Raw genomic sequence first — 17,357 nt, 5'->3', positions numbered from 1 at the left:
CGCTCGCGGGCCGACGGGGCGGCGGAAAAACCTCACATCGTGACAGTGCTGTCGCGGGACGAGGCGCGGGGCCACCCCACGGTGGTGTGGGCCGGGCAGCGTGGCGCGGCGCCAGGCCTGCGTGTCCATGACACCCCGGAGGCCGCGGCCCGCGTCTATCTGGAACAACAAGCGTCACTGTATGGTTTGAGTGCCGCTGATCTGGCGTCGGTGTATGTCCATCGGGTCCACGACACGGGCCGGGGCGGCATCATCGTGTTCTTCCGCCAGCGGGTGGCGGGCCTGGAGGTGGGGCGCACCGAGCTGAAGGTGCTGCTGGACCGGGGGCTGGAGCTGGTGGGGCTCACGGGGAACCTGCACGGCGGCGTGGCGGCGATGCACGCGGACGCGACGCGGCTGACGCGGGGCGGAGGCTTCACGCTGCCCGCGTCCGAGGCGGTGCTGCGGGCCCTGGGGGATGTGCATGGGCTGTCGCTGGTGGGCGAGGTGGTGGCCGCCGGCTTCGCGCACGCGGACGCGCCCCGCTTCGACCTGGCGCCCGGCGGCACGCTCCAACGCGCGGGCCTGCGGCTGGTGGAGCCCGCGCGCGTCACGCGGCTGTACTTCCCCTCCGGGGGCCGGCTGGTGCCCGCCTACGCCGTGGACGCGCTCTCCACGCGGGCCGGGGACGCCCCCGCGCGCGGCTTCCTGCACGTGCTCGACGCGGCCACGGGCCAGGTGCTGCTGCGCGAGGACCGGGTGGCGCAGGACGCCTATTCGTATCGCGTCTGGGCGGATGCGGACGGCACGCCCGCGGACAACCCCCACGAGGACTACTCGCCGCACCGCACGGGCAACCCCGAGACGGCCGAGCCCGGCTTCGTCGCGCCCCGACAGCTCACGCACGAGGGGCGGGTGCACGCGCAGTCGGGTCGCGTGTTCCCGTGGCTCCCCCAGGGCGCCACGACCACCTGGGGCAACAACGTCCACGCCTACGCGGACCACTTCGACCCGGATGGCTACACCGAGGGCCAGGACCGACGCGCGCAGGTGACGCCCGGCACGCGCGACTTCCCCCACGTCTACGACCCGGAAGCCGCGCCCCTCGACAGCGTGGAGCAGGTGTCCGCCTCGGTGGTGCAACTGTTCTACACCACCAACTGGCTGCACGATTACTTCTACGACTCGGGCTTCGACGAGGCGGCGGGCAACGCACAGGACGTGAGTCACGCTCCGGGAGGGCTGGGGGGAGACCCCGTGCTGGCCGAGGCGCAGAACCTGGGCCCGGACGCGCAGGCGCGAAACCTGGCCAGCGCGTACGTGCCCCGGGACGGGCTGTCGCCCCGGTTGGAGTTCTCGCTCTGGGACACGGAGGAGGCGCGCGCGTTCACCGTGGGCGGTACGCGCTACGTCACGGGCAAGGCCGAGTTCGGCCCGCAGCGCATCCAGCAGTCCCAGCATCCGCTGGCCCTGGCGGAGGACGGCACGGGCGCGGGCACCGACGCGTGCGAGCCGCTCCAGAACGACGTCACCGGGGCCATCGTCCTGGCGGACCGGGGCGGCTGCATCTACGAGCTCAAGGCGGTGAACGCGGAGAACGCGGGGGCCGCCGGGCTGGTCGTCATCAACCATGTCCCCGGCGAGCCGCCTCCGGAGATGCTCGACGTGGACGCGACGCTCACCACGGGCCTGGCCACGCTCTCCATCACGCTCGAGGACGGCCTGGCGCTCAAGGAGCTGCTGTCGCGCGGCTCGCTGACCGGCGCCATGACGCGCGCGCCCGTGCCCCTGCGCGACGCCTCGCTGGACAACACCATCGTCGCCCACGAGTGGGGGCACATCCTGTCCCGCCGCCTGACGCTCTGCGCGGAGCCGCAGTGCCGGGCCATGGGCGAGGGCTGGAGCGACTTCCTGGCCCTGCTCATGATGGTGCGGGAGACGGACGCGCCCCAGGGCACGTACGCGGTGGGCGCCCATGCGGCGCAGGCCTTCGGCCAGAGCACGTACTTCGGGGTGCGTCGCACGCCCTACTCCACGAACCTCGACCTCAACGGGCTGCGGCTGCGCCACATCGCCAACGACGCGGGCCTGCCCGACCAGGACTATCTGCGCGACAACGGCCTGGAGAACGCGCAGATGCACAACGCGGGCGAGGTCTGGGCCACCCTGCTCTTCGAGGCCTACCAGGCGCTGCTCGACGAGGGGCGCAAGAACGCCCGCCCCTTCGCGGAGACGCGGCGTCGCATGGCGGACTACGTCGTGGACGCGCTGCAGCTCGCGCCCGCGGACGCCACCTTCACCGAGCAGCGGGACGCGCTGCTGATGGCGGCCCGGGCCCGTGGGCGGCGGGACGACCTGGAGGCGATGGCCCGGGCCTTCGCGCGACGGGGCGCTGGCACGTGCGCGGTCTCCCCGCCCCGGGACTCCACCGAGCACAACGCGGTGGTGGAGGACGGCGAGGCCCACTCGGACCTCCGGTTGGCGGCCGTGCGCATCGTGGACGGGCGGCGCTCGTGCGACGCGGACGGCGTGCTCGACGCCTCGGAAGAGGGGCTCGTTCGCGTGGAGGTCCAGAACCACGGGCCCCTCCCCGCGCAGCGCGCGACGGTGCGGGTGGTCAGCGACGACGCGCTGCTGACGTTCCCCCGGGGGGCCTCCTTCACCGTGGCCGAGGTCGCGGCCTTCGGCACGGGCGTGGTCGAGGTCCCCATCGCGCTCGCCGCGTCGCTGTCGTCGGCGCGAAGCGCCAGCTACCGCGTCACCCTGGAGAGCAGCGAGGCGTGTCAGCGAAGCGTCGAGCAGGCCCACTCCGTGCTGCTCCACTATGACCTGGCGCCCGCCATGACCGACACGGTCGAGGGCCTGCGCACGACGTGGACCTCCACCGTGCTGGGCGGCACCGAGGAGCAGCGCTGGCGCGTCGTCCCCTCACCGCTCGACGCCCGGGACCAGGTCTGGTTCGCGCCGGACGTCTACGAGTTCTCCGACACGGCGCTGCAGACGCCCGTGCTGAGCATCCCCTCGGGGAACACGTTCGTCCTGTCGTTCGACCATCGGCATGGGTTCGACTTCCGGCACAACCCGGGGCCGAACACCTTCGACTACTGGAACGGCGGCGTCATCGAGCTCACCGAGGTGGTGGCGAACCAGCCGGACGACTGGAAGGACGTCACCGCCTGGGTGACGCCGGGCTACACCGGCACGCTCGACACCCGGACCGGGAACAGTCTGGGTGGCCGTCCCGCCTACGCCGCGAGGAACCCGCGCTGGCCGCAGCGGGAGCGCGTCACGCTGGACTTCGGCACCGCGCTGCAGGGCAAGACGGTGAAGCTGCGCTTCCGCGCGGCCTCGTCGCTCGTCTTCCGGGCCCACGGCTGGGAGGTCGACAACATCACCGTGCAGGGCACGGCCACGCCCCCCTTCCTCGAGCGCGTCGCGGAGTCCACCGCCCCCTGCCGTCCGCTCGCCGAGGCGGGCGTGGACCAGCGCGTGATTGCCGACGCCACGGTGACACTCGATGGCTCGGGCAGCTCGGACCGGGGCTCGGTGCCGCTCGCGTTCTCCTGGCGGCAGGTGGGCGGCGCCGCCGTGGCGCTGCGCGACGCGGACACGGCGGCCCCCAGCTTCACCGCCCCGGACGTGGGACCGGAGCAGGAGCTCCAGCTCGACTTCGAGCTGACCGTCCGCGTGGCCGATGTCGCCGCCACGGACAGGGTGACCGTCACCGTGAGGCCCAAGCCGACGGACCCGGACGCGGGCACTCCGGACGCGGGCACCCCGGACGCGGGCACCCCGGACGCGGGCACGCCAGATGCCGGTCCTCCCCCACCCGACGCGGGTGAGGAGCCGGATGGGGGCCCCCCCTTCGAGCCGCCCCAGCGCCCCGGGATGCACAGCTGCGCCTCGGCGGGAGGGGGCGCGCCCCTGGGCCTCGTGGGCGCGCTGATGCTCCTCGCGGCCCGTCGCCGACGGCCGGCCTGAGGCCCCGCTTCCCGAAGCAGCCGAGCAGCCGAGCGCGGGATTTCCCGAGCCGTCGATTGGGCAGGGGCGGGGGTGTCCACTACACTCGCGCCCGCCCCATGCGATTCTCCCCCCTCTGTGCCCTGGCCGCCCTGCTGGCGGTGACCTCCTCGGAGGCCGCTGTCCGGTATGAAATCAAGAACCGCCGCATCGAACCGCGCCAGACGCTGGCGGGCGCGCTGCACGAGGCGCAGTTGCCGGACGCGCAGGTGACGGCCGTCATCTCCGCGCTCGAGGGCGTGTTCGACTTCCGCCGCTCCCGCGTGGGGGACCAGTTCCGCATCGTCCTGCGCGACGGGGAGCTGGACTTCTTCGACTACCGCCAGAGCCTCGTGGACGAGTGGCAGGTGCGCCGCGACGGCGAGAAGTTCGTCGGCAGCAAGCGCGCGATCGAGGTGGAGAAGCAGGTGTCGGTGGTGTCGCTCGAAATCCAGACGTCGCTCTACGAGGCGGCGGTGGACTCGGGCGAGGACCCGGCCATCGGCATGGTGCTGGCGGACGTGTTCGCCTGGGACATCGACTTCTACCGCGACGTGCGCAAGGGCGACACGGCGAAGGCGCTGGTGGAGAAGTTCGTCTCCAAGGGCCGCGTGCTGCGCTACGGCGAGGTGCTCGCCGCGCAGTACCAGGGGGGCCTGGTCGGCCCCAAGAAGGTCTACCGGTACGTGCTGCCGGACGGCCAGCCCAACTACTTCCAGGAGGACGGCGCCAGCGCGAAGAAGACCTTCCTCAAGAGCCCGCTGAAGTACGCGCACGTCACCAGCAAGTTCGGCTCGCGCTTCCACCCGGTGCTCCAGTACCTGAAGAACCACAACGGCGTGGACTACGGCACGCCCATCGGCACGCCGGTGTGGGCGGTGGCGGACGGCACCGTGACGCAGGCCGGGTGGGCCGGCGCCGCGGGCAACATGGTGGTGCTGCGCCACGCCAACGGCTTCGAGACCCAGTACATGCACCTGTCCAAGCTGGGCGAGGGCGTGCGCGTGGGGGCCCGCGTCAGCCAGAAGCAGGTCATCGCCTACTCGGGCAACACCGGCCGCTCCACCGGGCCGCACCTGCACTTCGGCATGAAGCGCGGCGGCAGCTACACCAACCCGCTCAACCAGCAGTTCCCCCGCGCGGACCCGCTGCCCAAGCAGCTGCTCCCGGACTTCCTCGCCAAGGCGCAGGAGCTGGCCTCGCAGATGGAGGCCGTCTCCGTGGCCGCCGTCGCGGGGCAGGCCCCGGCCGCGCCCTGAGGCGGTACCGGCGGGCTACGACTCCCAGGTGATGTCGTAGTCCGCCGCGAAGTAGCCGTGGGGCGTGCCCACGACGCGGCCGTTGCACTGGATGGCCTTGAGGGCCTCCTGCAGCACGCCCTCGTGGAACTGCACCGGCTGCATGTCGCCCTGGAAGGACAGGCGCACGTGGCGCTCGTGCAACACGCTGTATTCCCGGCGCCCGTAGCTGACCAGGGTGGAGTAGGCCGTGGGCGCGTTGGACAACAGGCGCTTGGGGTCCCCCTTGCCAATCAGCCGCGTGAGCGTCTGGCCCACCGTGGAGGAGAAGAACCCGGTGACGGCCGCGGCGCCGCACGCGCGCACCGCGTCCTCCTGCGTGGGGTAGCGCCCCGCCCGCTCCAGCGCCTCCGACGTGGCGTACAGCAACCGGATGGCGTCCACCGCGGAGTAGGAGAAGAAGTCCACCGGTGAGCGCTTGAAGAGCGGCTCGCGCAGGCGCGCGGCGGAGTCCGGGCCCAGCTGCCGCTCGGCGAGCATCAACACCGCGTTGAAGATGAGGCCGCGGACCGTGTCTTCCGGCCGCACCAGCGCCAAGCGCTGGTCCAAGTCATTCTTCGGGAAGGCCATGAGCGTTGATTTCTACATCAAACGGCGCCCCGGAGGGCGGCCCTTCCACGAGGGCCGTGTGGGAAAGCGAGCGGATGGGCGCGCGTGTCACATCGTCCCTGGACGTCCCAGGTCCTTGCCAGGGAGCATCCTCCCCCTCCCTGGCTCCGCGCTTTCCGCATGTGCCGGGCCTTCCGGCTGCGCTACCCTGACCGCCCTCTGCGTTCGTTGCATCCCACTCGACGACACACCTCGGATGGAGACCTCTCGCGACATGGCCTCTCCCGCCTCTTCCTCCTCGCAGCGCCCCGCCGCCCCGTCCACGTCCACGTCGGACGATGGGGGCCGCACCGGGCGCGACGCTTCGTCCATGCGCCGCTCGTTCCTGGACCACGTGCGCTACTCGCGCGGGAAGAACTACGAGACGTCCACCGCGCATGACCGCTTCATGGCGCTGTCGCTGGCGGTGCGTGACAGGCTGGCGGACCGCTGGGTGCGCACGGCCCGCACGTACTACGAGAAGGACGCCAAGCGCGCCTACTACCTGTCCGCGGAGTACCTGCTGGGTCGGGCGCTGGGCAACAACCTGCTGAACCTGGGCATGCACGACGCGGCCGCCGAGGCCATGCGGGAGGTGGGGGTGGACCTCACCAACCTGCTGGAGATGGAGCCGGACGCGGGCCTGGGCAACGGCGGCCTGGGGCGGCTGGCGGCGTGCTTCCTGGACTCGCTGGCGACGCTCGGCTACCCCGGCATGGGGTACGGCATCCGCTACGAGTTCGGCATCTTCACGCAGGACATCGTGGACGGCTACCAGGTGGAGCGCGCCGACGAGTGGCTGAAGTTCGGCAACCCGTGGGAGATCGTGCGGCCGGAGAAGGCGGTGCCGGTGCGCTTCTTCGGGCGCGTGGAGCACCACCAGGGGCCGGACGGCAAGCCGGTGGCGCGCTGGGTGGGCGGCAAGACGGTGGTGGGCGTGCCGTACGACACGCCCATCGCGGGCTACCACAACGACACGGTGAACACGCTGCGACTGTGGCAGGCGCGGGCGTCCGAGGAGTTCGACCTGCTGCTCTTCAACGCGGGCGACTACGAGCGCTCCGTGGTGGAGAAGAACGACTCGGAGGTCATCTCCAAGGTCCTCTACCCCAATGACGCGTTCCAGGCGGGCAAGGAGCTGCGGCTCAAGCAGCAGTACTTCTTCGTCGCGTGCTCCATCGCGGACATCGTCCGGCGCTACCTGAAGAACCACACCGACTTCAGGGACTTCCCGAAGAAGGCGGCCATCCAGCTCAACGACACGCACCCGGCCATCGGCGTGGCGGAGCTGATGCGCGTGCTGGTGGACGAGAAGCGGCTGGGCTGGGAGGAGGCCTGGTCGATTACGCAGGCGGTGTTCGGATACACCAACCACACGCTGCTGGCGGAGGCGATGGAGAAGTGGCCGGCGACGCTGTTCGAGCGGCTGCTGCCGCGCCACCTGGAGCTCATCTACGAAATCAACCAGCGCTTCCTGCGCCAGGTGCAGATCCGCTACCCCTATGACCAGGAGAAGCTGCGGCGGATGAGCCTGGTGGAGGAGGGGCCGGAGAAGAAGATTCGCATGGCCCACCTGGCGGTGGTGGGCAGCCACAGCATCAACGGCGTCGCGGCGCTGCACACGGACCTGTTGCGCCGGGACGTGCTGCCGGACTTCGCGGCGATGTACCCGGAGCGTTTCAACAACAAGACCAACGGCGTGACGCCGCGCCGGTGGCTGGCGTGGTGCAACCCGCGCCTGTCCAAGCTGATCACCTCCCGCATCGGCGAGGGCTGGGCCACCAACCTGGACAAGCTGCGCGAGCTGGAGCCGCACGCGGAGGACCCCGCGTTCCGCAAGGCGTTCCGCGAGGTGAAGCGCGCCAACAAGGAGGACCTGTCCAGGCACATCCAGGACCTCCGCTCGGTGCGGCTCAACCCGGAGGCCATCTTCGACGTGCAGATCAAGCGCCTGCACGAGTACAAGCGCCAGCTGTTGGACGCGGTGCACATCGTCGCGCTGTGGATGCGGGCGCGCAGGGACCCGGGCACCATCATCCACCCGCGCGCGTTCCTGTTCGGCGCCAAGGCGGCGCCGGGCTACCACCTGGCCAAGCTGACCATCCGGCTCATCAACGGCATCGCCGAGGTGGTCAACAGCGACGCGGGGACGACGGGGCTGCAGGTCGTCTTCGCGCCCAACTACCGGGTGAGCCTGGCCGAGCGCATCATCCCGGCCGCGGACGTGTCCGAGCAGATTTCGACGGCGGGCATGGAGGCGTCCGGCACGGGCAACATGAAGCTGATGCTCAACGGCGCGCTGACGCTGGGCACGCTGGACGGCGCCAACGTGGAGATTCGCGAGGCGGTGGGCGACGAGAACTTCTTCCTCTTCGGCCTCACCGCGGACGAGGTCATCGCCAGGAAGCGCGCCGGCTACCGGCCGCGCGATGAGTACGAGAAGAACCTGGAGCTGCGCGAGGCGCTGGACCTCATCTCCACCGGCTTCTTCTCCCCGGAGGACCGCAGCCTCTACAAGCCCCTGGTGGACAGCCTCCTGGAGGAGGATCGCTACCTGGTGCTGGCGGACTTCGCGTCCTACGCGGCCAAGCAGGACGAGGTGGTGCGCGCCTACCAGGACGCGGACACCTGGGCGCGCAAGTGCATCATCAACGTCGCCCGCGCCGGCATCTTCTCCTCCGACCGCACCATCAAGCAGTACGCGGAGGAGATCTGGCGCATCCAGCAGACCCCCGTCGAGCCGTAGTCACGGGTGTCCGCCCCGCCCCGCCGCTCGAGTGACGGGACGGGGCCCCGCGCTCCCCCTCCATCCTGGGAGGGGTGAGCGGGACGGTCCCGGCGTCGACACGGCGCGACAGAAGTCAACGCACCAGGACGGCGCGTCGCGCAATCACAGACAACGCAGTGCACCACAGAACGTCCGTCTCGTCCGGCGGGGCTGACGCGGCGCGATGTATTGACTCGCGAATCAACCCTGGTGCACTGATACGCCCGGAGTTCGGGACTCGCCTGGTCGTGGGGAAGGTCTGGGCCGTACCGGTGGGGGCCTTCGCAGTGTCCGAAGGCTGGCGTCCCGGTTCCGGGTCCGACGTGCATCGGTTGCAGCAGGCAATCCTCACCAGCAAGGAGTCCCCATGAAGCAACAGCCGCCGCTGTTCCTGGCAGTCCTGGCCGTGGGTGTACTGGGCGTGGCCGCACCCGCCCTCGCCGCGGAGAAGACGACGTACCCCGTGGTGTTCGCGCACGGGCTGGGCGGGTTCGACGACATCCTCGGGTACGACTACTGGGGTGACGACTACGGCGTGTTCGTGGGCGACCCGTGCGACGAGTTCCTGGAGGTGAGCTGCAACGGGGACCTGAACAGCAAGCAGAAGGCGTTCGCCGCCGCGGTGCAGCCGCTGCAGAGCTCCGACGTGCGCGGCCTGGACCTGGCCAACGACGTGGAGGGCTACATGGCCTCCACGGGCTCGGCCTACGTGAACCTGGTGGGCCACTCGCAGGGCGGCATCGACGCGCGCAAGGCGGCGAAGGTGCTGCGCGAGCGCAAGGGCTACACGGCGGTGAAGGCGCTGGTGAGCGTGTCCTCGCCGCACCGGGGCTCGCCGGTGGCGAAGTACGTCCTGGAACTGGGCCCGGGCGTCACCAGTGTGCTGGACGCGCTGTTCCGCATCTACGGTGACGTCGTCTACGGGCCGGGCAATGACGGCTACGCGGCGCTCAAGGCGCTCATCTACAACGACGCGGACGCGAACGACGGCAAGACGACGGGCGCCAAGGCCTTCAACGTGGCCAACCCCATCAACGCCTCGTACGCGGCGCACTACGCCTCGCTGGTGACGGCGCAGAGCGGCCTGAGCGTCAACCCGGCGCTGTGGCTGGTGCGTCAGTTCTTCTTCGACATCGACGGGGACGGCGCGTGCGCGGACGACTGCGACAACGACGGCGCCGCCGGCAAGGGTGACGGCATCCGCAACGAGCAGGACGACGACGGCCTGGTCGGCATCAACTCGCAGCAGATGGGCTACCGCCTGCGCTACACGGAGCGCCTGGGCGCGGACCTGGTCGCGCAGGACTCGGCGCTGGGCTACGTCAGCAACATCAACGCCCCCAGCGCGCTCCAGCAGACCTCCATGTCCAGCGTCATCAACCAGGACCACGTGGACGTCATCGGCATCGGCCCCGACACGTTCAGCGAGATGGAGTTCTACGCGGCCATCATCGACTACATCGCCAAGGTCGACTGACGCGCCGCACACCGGGAGGCCGCGGTGCAGGGCCTCCCGGTTCCCCACGCCCTGCCCGGAGACATGGCCATGCGACGGAGCTTGAAGGTCTTGCTGGTGGGCGCGGGGGTGCTGCTCCTCGCGGGGCTCGGGGTGACGCTCCTGCGGGAGGACGCGCTGGAGGCGACGCCCGTGCAGCCGCCGGGTGTATCCGTCGCGGGCGTGGCACCCACGGTGCCGGGCGGCGCGGTGCCTCCTGTGACGACGAGCGTCGCACGGCCCTCCCCCACTCCGGTGCCGGAGCCCACGGACACGGAGCTGGAGGAGCTGGCCGCGTCGCTCAAGCAGCGCTACGGGAAGAATCTGAGCGAGCCGCACGCGCAGATACGCCTCGTCGAGGACCTGATGCGCTTCTTCCAGCAGCGCTATCCGGACCGCTGGCGGGAGGAGCTGCTGGCCTTCCTGAAGGCGCACTTCCCGGAGCACTACGACGCGCTGGCGGCGATGCTGCGCAACCGCGAGGACTACGAGAAGTGGGTCCGCGACAATGACCACTACCTCAAGGGCCTGAGCGAGCAGGAGCGGCGGGCGGCCATCCGCGACGCGCGCAACCGGCTGTTCGGCAAGGACGTGGCGGACCGCATCTGGGCGGCGGAGCTGAAGAACCAGGCCATCGGCGACACGCTGCGCTCGCTCGACTCGCTCCAGGGCAAGAGCGTGGAGGAGAAGCTCTCCACCTTCAAGCAGCGGCTCCAGGAGGTGCACGGGGAGCAGCTCGGGGCCGTGCTCGAGCGGCACCAGCAGGAGCTGATGAACCGCTTCCTCGACGTGTCCTCGGTGCAGACCGATTTGGGCGCCATGTCCGCGGAGGAGCGCTCGCGCAACCTGCGCGCCATCCGTCGGGAGCTGGGATTGGACGAAGAGGCGCTGAAGCGCTGGGACACGCTGGACCAGAGTCGCGATGCGCGGTGGGACGCGGGCATGAAGTACATGGCGGAGCGTCAGACGCTCGCGAAGGAGCTCTCCGGTGAGGAGCTGGAGGCGCGCCTCGTCGAAATCCGCTCGCGCTACTTCGGCGCCGAGGCGGAGAGCATCGGCCAGGAGGAGGCCAGCGGCTTCTTCCGCTTCGAGCGCCCTCGTCGGTGGGGACGCAACTGAGGGTCAGAGCGGAGTCTCGCCACCGACGCCCGCCACGGGGGGCTCCACGGGCAGGGGCAGCGGGCGTCAGCGGTAGTGCGTGGCAATCCAGTCGCCGTCGATGCACTGGATGGAGATGTCCAGGTCGTACACGGCCTTCAGGATGTCGGGACGCATGATGTCCTGGGGGCGTCCCTGGAAGGCCACCTTGCCGTCGCGCATGGCGATGAGGTGGTCCGAGTAGCAGGACGCGAAGTTGAGGTCGTGCAGCACCATGACGATGCTCTTCTTCAGCGAATCCACCGCGGTGCGCAGCTGCTTCATCATCGCCACCGAGTGCTTCAAGTCCAGGCCGTTGAGCGGCTCGTCCAGCAGCACATGGTCCGTGTCCTGGCACAACACCATGGCCACGAAGGCACGCTGGCGCTGGCCTCCGGACAGCTCGTCCAGAAACCGCTCGGAGAGCGTCTCCAGGCCCATGTGCTGGATGGCCCGCTCCACGTGCTCGCGGTCCACCACCGTGGGCCGGCCCTTCGAGTGTGGATAGCGGCCGAACGTCACCAGCTCCCGCACCGTGAGCCGCGACGTCAGGTGGTTGTCCTGGCGCAGGATGGCCAGCTTCCGGGCGAGCACGTCCCCCGGCGTGGTGCGCACATCCAGCCCGTCCACCAGCACCACGCCCGAGGACATGGGCATCACCCGGCTGATCATCGACAGCAGCGTGGACTTGCCCGCGCCGTTGGGCCCGATGATGGAGGTGATTCCGCCCACGGGCAGCGTCAGCGTCACGTCATCGACGACGAGCGAGCCGCCGTAGCGCTTGGTGACGTTCCTGGCCTCGATCATACCGGCGCCCTCCTCATCAACATCCCGATGAACACCAGCCCGCCCACGAAGTCGATGATGACGCGGGGGCTGGTGTTGAACGCGAAGACCTGCTCCAGCACGAACTGCCCAGCCACCAGACACACCCCCGCGATGAGCGCCGCGGCGGGCAGCACCAGCGCGTGACGGTATGTGCGCACCAGCGTGTGGGCCAGGTTGGAGACCAGCAGGCCGAAGAACGTGACGGGCCCCACCAGCGCGCTCGACACCGACACCAGGATGGCCACCAGCACCAGGATGATGGCCGCCGTGCGCTGGTGGTCCACGCCCAGGTTGATGGCCGTCTCCCGCCCCAGCACCAGCACGTCGAACGTCTTGAGCATCCGCAAGCCCACCACGGACACGCCCAGCGTCAGCGCGAAGGCGACGACGAGCAGCTCCTGGTCCGGGTTGTTGAAGCTCGCGAAGAAGCGGTCCTGGAGGAAGATGAACTCGTTGGGGTCGATGAGCCGCTGCAGGAAGGACGCGAGGCTGCGGAAGAGCACGCCCAGCACCACGCCCGTCAGCAGCACCAGGTGCAGGCTGCGCCCTCCCCCACCGAAGAGCCCCCAGAACAGGACGGCCGAGAAGGCCACCATGATGAGGACCTCCACGCCGAACCGCAGCCTCGGGTCCAGGCTCGACGCCTTGCCGGAGCCCAGGAAGTAGAGCAGGCACGTCTGGATGAAGACGTAGAGGTTGTCGAACCCGAGGATGGCGGGCGTCAGCACCCGGTTGCCCGACACCGTCTGGAACAGCACCGTGGAGACCGCGATGGCGTAGCCCACCAGCAGCGCCGTCGCCAGCTTGCGCCCGCGAAAGGGCAGCACGAAGTCCCACTGGCCGCTCGCGCCAAAGAGCAGGAACAGCACGGCCACGCCCACCATCACCCCGCCCAGGATGAACAGCGTGCGCTCCGGGCGCCGCTCCACCATCAGGCTCTCAACCGACACGGGCGTCCCGCCTCAACAGCACGGAGAGGAAGAGCACGCTGCCCAGCACCCCGGCGATGGTGGCCCCCGGGATTTCATACGGGAAGCGCACCACCCGGCCGAGGATGTCGCACAGGAGCACGAAGCCCGCGCCCCCCACCGCCACCCAGGGAATCGCCTTCCGCGCGTTGTCCCCCGTGAACAGGCTGACCAGGTTGGGGACCAGCAGGCCCAGGAACGGCACCATGCCCACCGTGACGACCACCATGGCGGTGACGAGCGAGACGATGAGCAGCCCCAGCCCCATGATGCGCGTGTAGTTCATCCCCAGGTTGGTGGTGAACGACTCGCCCATGCCCGCGACGGTGAAGCGGTCCGCCGCGACATACGCGCAGCACGTCAGCCCCAAGGTCAGCCAGAGCAATTCGTAGCGCCCGCGCAGGATGGTGGAGAAGTCCCCCGTCTTCCACGCGTTGACCGACTGGAGCAGGTCCAACCGGTACGCATAGAAGGTCGTGACGGAGTCGAAGACGCTGCCCAGCACCAGCCCCACCAGCGGGACGATGAGCACCGAGCGCAGCGGAATCCGGCGCAGGATGAGCAGGAACAGCGCGGTGCCCCCCATCGCGAACAGGGCCGCCACCAGCATCTTGCCCACCACGGGGAGCTGCGGCGCCAGGACGGCGGCGACCATCAACCCCAGGCTGGCGGACTCGGCGGAGCCGGCGGTGGAGGGCTCCACGAAGCGGTTGCGCACGAGCATCTGCAACAGCAGCCCCGCCACGCCCAGCGACGTGCCCACCAGCATCACCGCCAGCAGCCGGGGGATGCGGCTGATGACCAGCAGTTGGAGCGCCTGTTCGTCGGCGCTCGGCGTGACGAGCGCATGCCACGACACGTCGCCGACGCCGATGAGCAGGCTGCCCAGCGCCAGGAGGAGGATGACGATGCCGGCGACGAAGAGGCGCATCAGGGAGCGGGCGTGGCGTACGCCTGGGCCACCTGGTCTCGCAGCAGGCCCACCGCCTGGATGCCACCGCCGATGAGGTACGCGTTGAGCGGGTCCAGGTAGACGACCTGCCCCTTCGTCCAGGCCGTCGTCTGGCGCACCAGCTCGTTGTCGAGCACCTGCTTCGCCCCGCCCTGCTGCCCCATGCTCGCGTCGCGGTCGATGACGAAGAGCCAGTCCGGGTTCTTCTCGCGGATGAACTCCGAGCCGATGGCCTCGCCGTGCAGCGACGCCTTGAGCCCGTCCGCGGCCACGGGCACGCCGAAGTCCTCGTGCACCACGCCGAAGCGCGAGCCCGGCCCATAGGCGCTGATGCGGCCACCGGTGACGAGCACCACCAGGCCCTTGCCCCGGCTGGCCGTCGTCTCCTTCAGCTTCGCGAGCGACTGGCGCAGGCCATCCACCAGCTCGCGCGCCTTCTCCTCCTTGCCGAAGATGCGCGCGAGCAGCTCGGTGTTGGCGACCACGGTGTCGATGTAGCGCGCGCCGCCCATGGGCACGTCCACCGTGGGGGCGATGCGCGACAGGCTGTCGTACTTCGCGCTGGAGCGGCCGCCGGTGATGATGAGCTCCGGGCGCACGGCGTTGATGGCCTCGTAGTTCGGCTCGAACAGCGTGCCGATGCGCGGGTACTTCGCGTCCGCGAACGGGGCCAGGTGCAGCGGGAACTGGTCCCCCGCCACGCCCACCACCGCGTCCACGCCCAGCGCCTGGAGGATGTCCAGGGCCGCCAGGTCGAACACCACCACCCGCCGCGGATTCAAGGGGACCACCGACTCCCCTTGCGCATGCTGGATGGTGACGGTGGCCGCCTTCGCGCCGGACGCGGGCTCCACCGCCGGCGCCGTGACGACCTCCGCCGGGGGCTGCTGGAGCTTCACCACCACGCCGATGACGGCCAGCATGGCCACGACACCGAGAATCGCGAAGGGAAGGAACGAACGCTTGTCAGAAGTGCTCACGGTTTCATCCAGCCGGTGCGCTCGCATGTGAACGCAAGAGGTCGCTCGGGAAGCGCGGCCCCACATACCAGCCTGGGCGTGAAGTCGCACTATTTGATTGTGCGACTCATTATCATTATCGCGCACAACGCGTCAAACGAAGCTCCGGCGAGGGGTGCGTGCGCGGAAACGAGAATGGGGTGCCCCATCAGCGGAGCACCCCACCCGTCAGCCCGGCGTCACGCTCACGCGGCCTTGTTCAGCCAGGCCTCGTAGGCGGTGTAGTCGTAGTCGCGGCCCAGGAAGGCATGGACCAGCCGGGCCGCGTCGTCGGAGCCACCCGGCTCCAGCACCGCGCGGCGGTAGGCCTTCGCGGGCTCCGGAGACAGCAGGCCCTGCTTCTGGAACACCGTGAAGAGGTCCTTCGCGATGACCAGCGACCACATATACGTGTAGTAGTTCGACGAGTACCCCTCCAGGTGCCCGAAGGACAGGTGGAAGTACGTCCCCTCCACGTAGGGGAACGGCGTGTACTTGCCCTGCAGCTCGCGCACGAGCGCGGTGGCGTCCAGGCCCTTCGGCTCCCGCCGGTAAATCTCCAGGCTGAGCGCCGCGTAGAACATCTGCTGGCGCACCCACAGGCCCTTGCCGAACTCCTCCGCGCGGCGCATCCGCGTCACCAGCTCCGCGGGCAGCGGCTCGCCCGTCTGATAGTGCTTCGCGAAGGTCTGCAGGCTCGGCGCGTCGCGCGCCCACTCCTCCAGCATCTGCGACGGCGCCTCCACGAAGTCCCACTCCGTGCGCACGCCCGACACGCCGGCCCAGCGCGTGTGGCCACCGAAGATGTGGTGCAAGAGGTGGCCGAACTCGTGGAGGAACGTCTCCACGTCGTCATGCTGGAGCAGCGCGGGCTCGGCGCCGGGCTTGGGGAAGTTGCACATCAGCACGCCCTCGGGCAGCCGGCGTCCGGCCTTGCCGCTGGTGAGGGTGAACTGGGCCGCGTGCTTGTACTTGTCCGCGCGCGGGTGCATGTCCAGGTAGAAGCGCCCCTTGACGGCGCCGTCCTCCAGCACGTCGTAGGCCTCCACGTCCGGGTGCCACACCGTGGCGTCGGTGATGCGCCGGTAGGTGACGCCGAACATCTTCGCCGTCAAATCCAACATGCCCTGCTTCACGCGCGAGTACTCGAAGTACGGACGCACCGCCTGCGAGTCGAACGCGTACTGCTCCGCCTTGATGCGGTCCTCCAGGTAGGCCTGGTCCCACGGGTCCACGCGCGCCGCGTCCGGCACGTCGCGGCGCTTGCGCTCGAGCAGCAGCGCGTAGTCCCGCTGCATCCGCGCGCCGGACGCCTGGGAAATCCGCTCGATGAAGTCCGCGGCGGCCTGCTCGTCGCGAATCATCTTGTCCTCGGTCGCGAAGGCCGCCCAGTTGCGGAAGCCCAGGAGCGTCGCCAGCTCGTGGCGGCGGGCCACCATGCGCTCGAGCACGTCGGTGTTGCTCGGGTGGCCGCGCAGCCGGAAGGCGCGCCACATCTGCTCGCGGGCCTTGGCGTCGCGCGAGTACGTCATGAACGGGATGATGTCCGGGTAGTCGGTGGTGATGACCACCTGTCCGTCGGCGCCCGGCGGATGCGCGCGGACGTAGTCTTCCGGCAGGCCGTCCAGCGCCGCGGGCGGCAGGGACACGGTGCGCGTGTCCTGGAGCATGTTGCGGCTGAACTCCTGGCCAATCTTCACCAGCTCGTCGTTGAGCGCCTTCACGCGCGCGCGGGTGGCGTCGTCGCGGTCCACGCCGGAGCGGCGGAAGTCGCGCAGCACCTTCTCCACCCACTTGCGCGTCTGCGCGTCCTGGCCGGACACATCCAGCGAGGCGAGGACGTCATAGACGCCCCGGTCCATGCGGATGTCGGTGGCGAGCGTCTCCAGCTCCTGCTCCGCGGCCTCGGCGGCGTCGCGCATGGCGGCCTCCGGGTGAGAGTGCCGGGCGACGCTCGCGCGGGCAGCCGCGTCGTCGAGCGAGGCCATGGCCTCGTCGTAGAGCTCCAGCACCTGGACCACGTCGTAGGGGGCCTTGAGGCCCTTGAGGCGGGCGATGCCGGCGCGCGTGGCCTCCATGGCGGCCTCTCCGGAGCGCCGGAACTCGGCGGGCGGACAGGTGATGAGGCGGACAGCGTCGGTGACGGGCGTTTCAGACACGGGCTGCTCTCCTGAGCGTGCTGACGGGTTTCACCCACGCTCCTCGCGTTCTTCCGAGGAGCGACGGAAGGATGCGGGGCAAAGGTAATCCGCCCGCCGCTCACGAGCAGCAGCCTTTCACGGCCGGACGGCACGCTGGCCGACAGTGGGCCGCCCCCACCCCACCCCGGGAGGGCACGTGGGCCCTCC

Annotated in this window: 11 protein-coding genes; 5 read left to right on the top strand and 6 right to left on the bottom strand. The window is 70.0% G+C overall.

Translation table 11 applies throughout. From position 1 onward, the window contains the following. Positions 1 to 39 precede the first annotated feature (39 nt). Complete coding sequence (locus K8625_RS44090) at positions 40 to 3,960, top strand: M36 family metallopeptidase (RefSeq protein WP_370641869.1); 3,921 nt, start codon at positions 40 to 42, stop codon at positions 3,958 to 3,960. Between the two features lie 98 nt (positions 3,961 to 4,058). Then, positions 4,059 to 5,237 (top strand): M23 family metallopeptidase, encoded by a 1,179-nt coding sequence (locus K8625_RS02445; protein ID WP_141325769.1) that lies wholly within the window; start codon positions 4,059 to 4,061, stop codon positions 5,235 to 5,237. A 15-nt stretch (positions 5,238 to 5,252) separates the two neighbouring features. On the opposite strand, the gene K8625_RS02440 is transcribed toward K8625_RS02445, so the two are convergent. Then, positions 5,253 to 5,846 carry a TIGR02265 family protein gene (locus K8625_RS02440; protein ID WP_223748084.1) on the bottom strand — a complete coding sequence of 198 codons (594 nt, stop codon included), beginning with the start codon at positions 5,844 to 5,846 and terminating at the stop codon, positions 5,253 to 5,255. A gap of 253 nt (positions 5,847 to 6,099) precedes the next feature. On the opposite strand from K8625_RS02440, the gene K8625_RS02435 reads away from it, so the two are divergent. From K8625_RS02435 to K8625_RS02425, 3 genes are all read left to right on the top strand, one after another. Next, positions 6,100 to 8,610, top strand: a complete 2,511-nt coding sequence (locus K8625_RS02435; RefSeq protein ID WP_223781730.1) for a glycogen/starch/alpha-glucan phosphorylase — start codon at positions 6,100 to 6,102, stop codon at positions 8,608 to 8,610. 388 nt (positions 8,611 to 8,998) lie between these two features. Beyond that, positions 8,999 to 10,108, top strand: a complete 1,110-nt coding sequence (locus tag K8625_RS02430) for a triacylglycerol lipase (protein ID WP_223781729.1) — start codon at positions 8,999 to 9,001, stop codon at positions 10,106 to 10,108. Between the two features lie 69 nt (positions 10,109 to 10,177). Then, positions 10,178 to 11,245: a hypothetical protein gene (locus K8625_RS02425; protein ID WP_223781728.1), complete on the top strand. Its 1,068-nt coding sequence runs from the start codon at positions 10,178 to 10,180 to the stop codon at positions 11,243 to 11,245. A 66-nt stretch (positions 11,246 to 11,311) separates the two neighbouring features. On the opposite strand, the gene K8625_RS02420 is transcribed toward K8625_RS02425, so the two are convergent. The 5 genes from K8625_RS02420 to K8625_RS02400 all read right to left on the bottom strand — a co-directional run bounded on the left by K8625_RS02420 (position 11,312) and on the right by K8625_RS02400 (position 17,168). Then, positions 11,312 to 12,070 (bottom strand): ABC transporter ATP-binding protein, encoded by a 759-nt coding sequence (locus K8625_RS02420; protein WP_223781727.1) that lies wholly within the window; start codon positions 12,068 to 12,070, stop codon positions 11,312 to 11,314. After that, positions 12,067 to 13,041 (bottom strand): iron chelate uptake ABC transporter family permease subunit, encoded by a 975-nt coding sequence (locus K8625_RS02415; RefSeq protein WP_223781726.1) that lies wholly within the window; start codon positions 13,039 to 13,041, stop codon positions 12,067 to 12,069. The genes K8625_RS02420 and K8625_RS02415 overlap by 4 nt, the downstream gene beginning before the upstream one ends. Beyond that, positions 13,031 to 13,990 carry an ABC transporter permease gene (locus tag K8625_RS02410; protein ID WP_223748078.1) on the bottom strand — a complete coding sequence of 320 codons (960 nt, stop codon included), beginning with the start codon at positions 13,988 to 13,990 and terminating at the stop codon, positions 13,031 to 13,033. Before K8625_RS02410 ends, K8625_RS02415 begins: the two co-directional genes overlap by 11 nt. Then, entirely contained in the window at positions 13,990 to 14,991 is a 1,002-nt protein-coding gene (locus K8625_RS02405; RefSeq protein WP_223781725.1) for a siderophore ABC transporter substrate-binding protein, read from the bottom strand. The genes K8625_RS02410 and K8625_RS02405 overlap by 1 nt, the downstream gene beginning before the upstream one ends. Positions 14,992 to 15,215: 224 nt before the next feature. Further along, positions 15,216 to 17,168: a M3 family metallopeptidase gene (locus tag K8625_RS02400; RefSeq protein WP_223748076.1), complete on the bottom strand. Its 1,953-nt coding sequence runs from the start codon at positions 17,166 to 17,168 to the stop codon at positions 15,216 to 15,218. Positions 17,169 to 17,357 lie beyond the last annotated feature (189 nt).

The organism is Myxococcus sp. AS-1-15, from assembly GCF_020037055.1.
Lineage (GTDB): Bacteria > Myxococcota > Myxococcia > Myxococcales > Myxococcaceae > Myxococcus > Myxococcus fulvus.
Note: the sequence above shows the minus strand (reverse complement) of the source record. Positions and strands in the feature narration are given on the sequence as shown.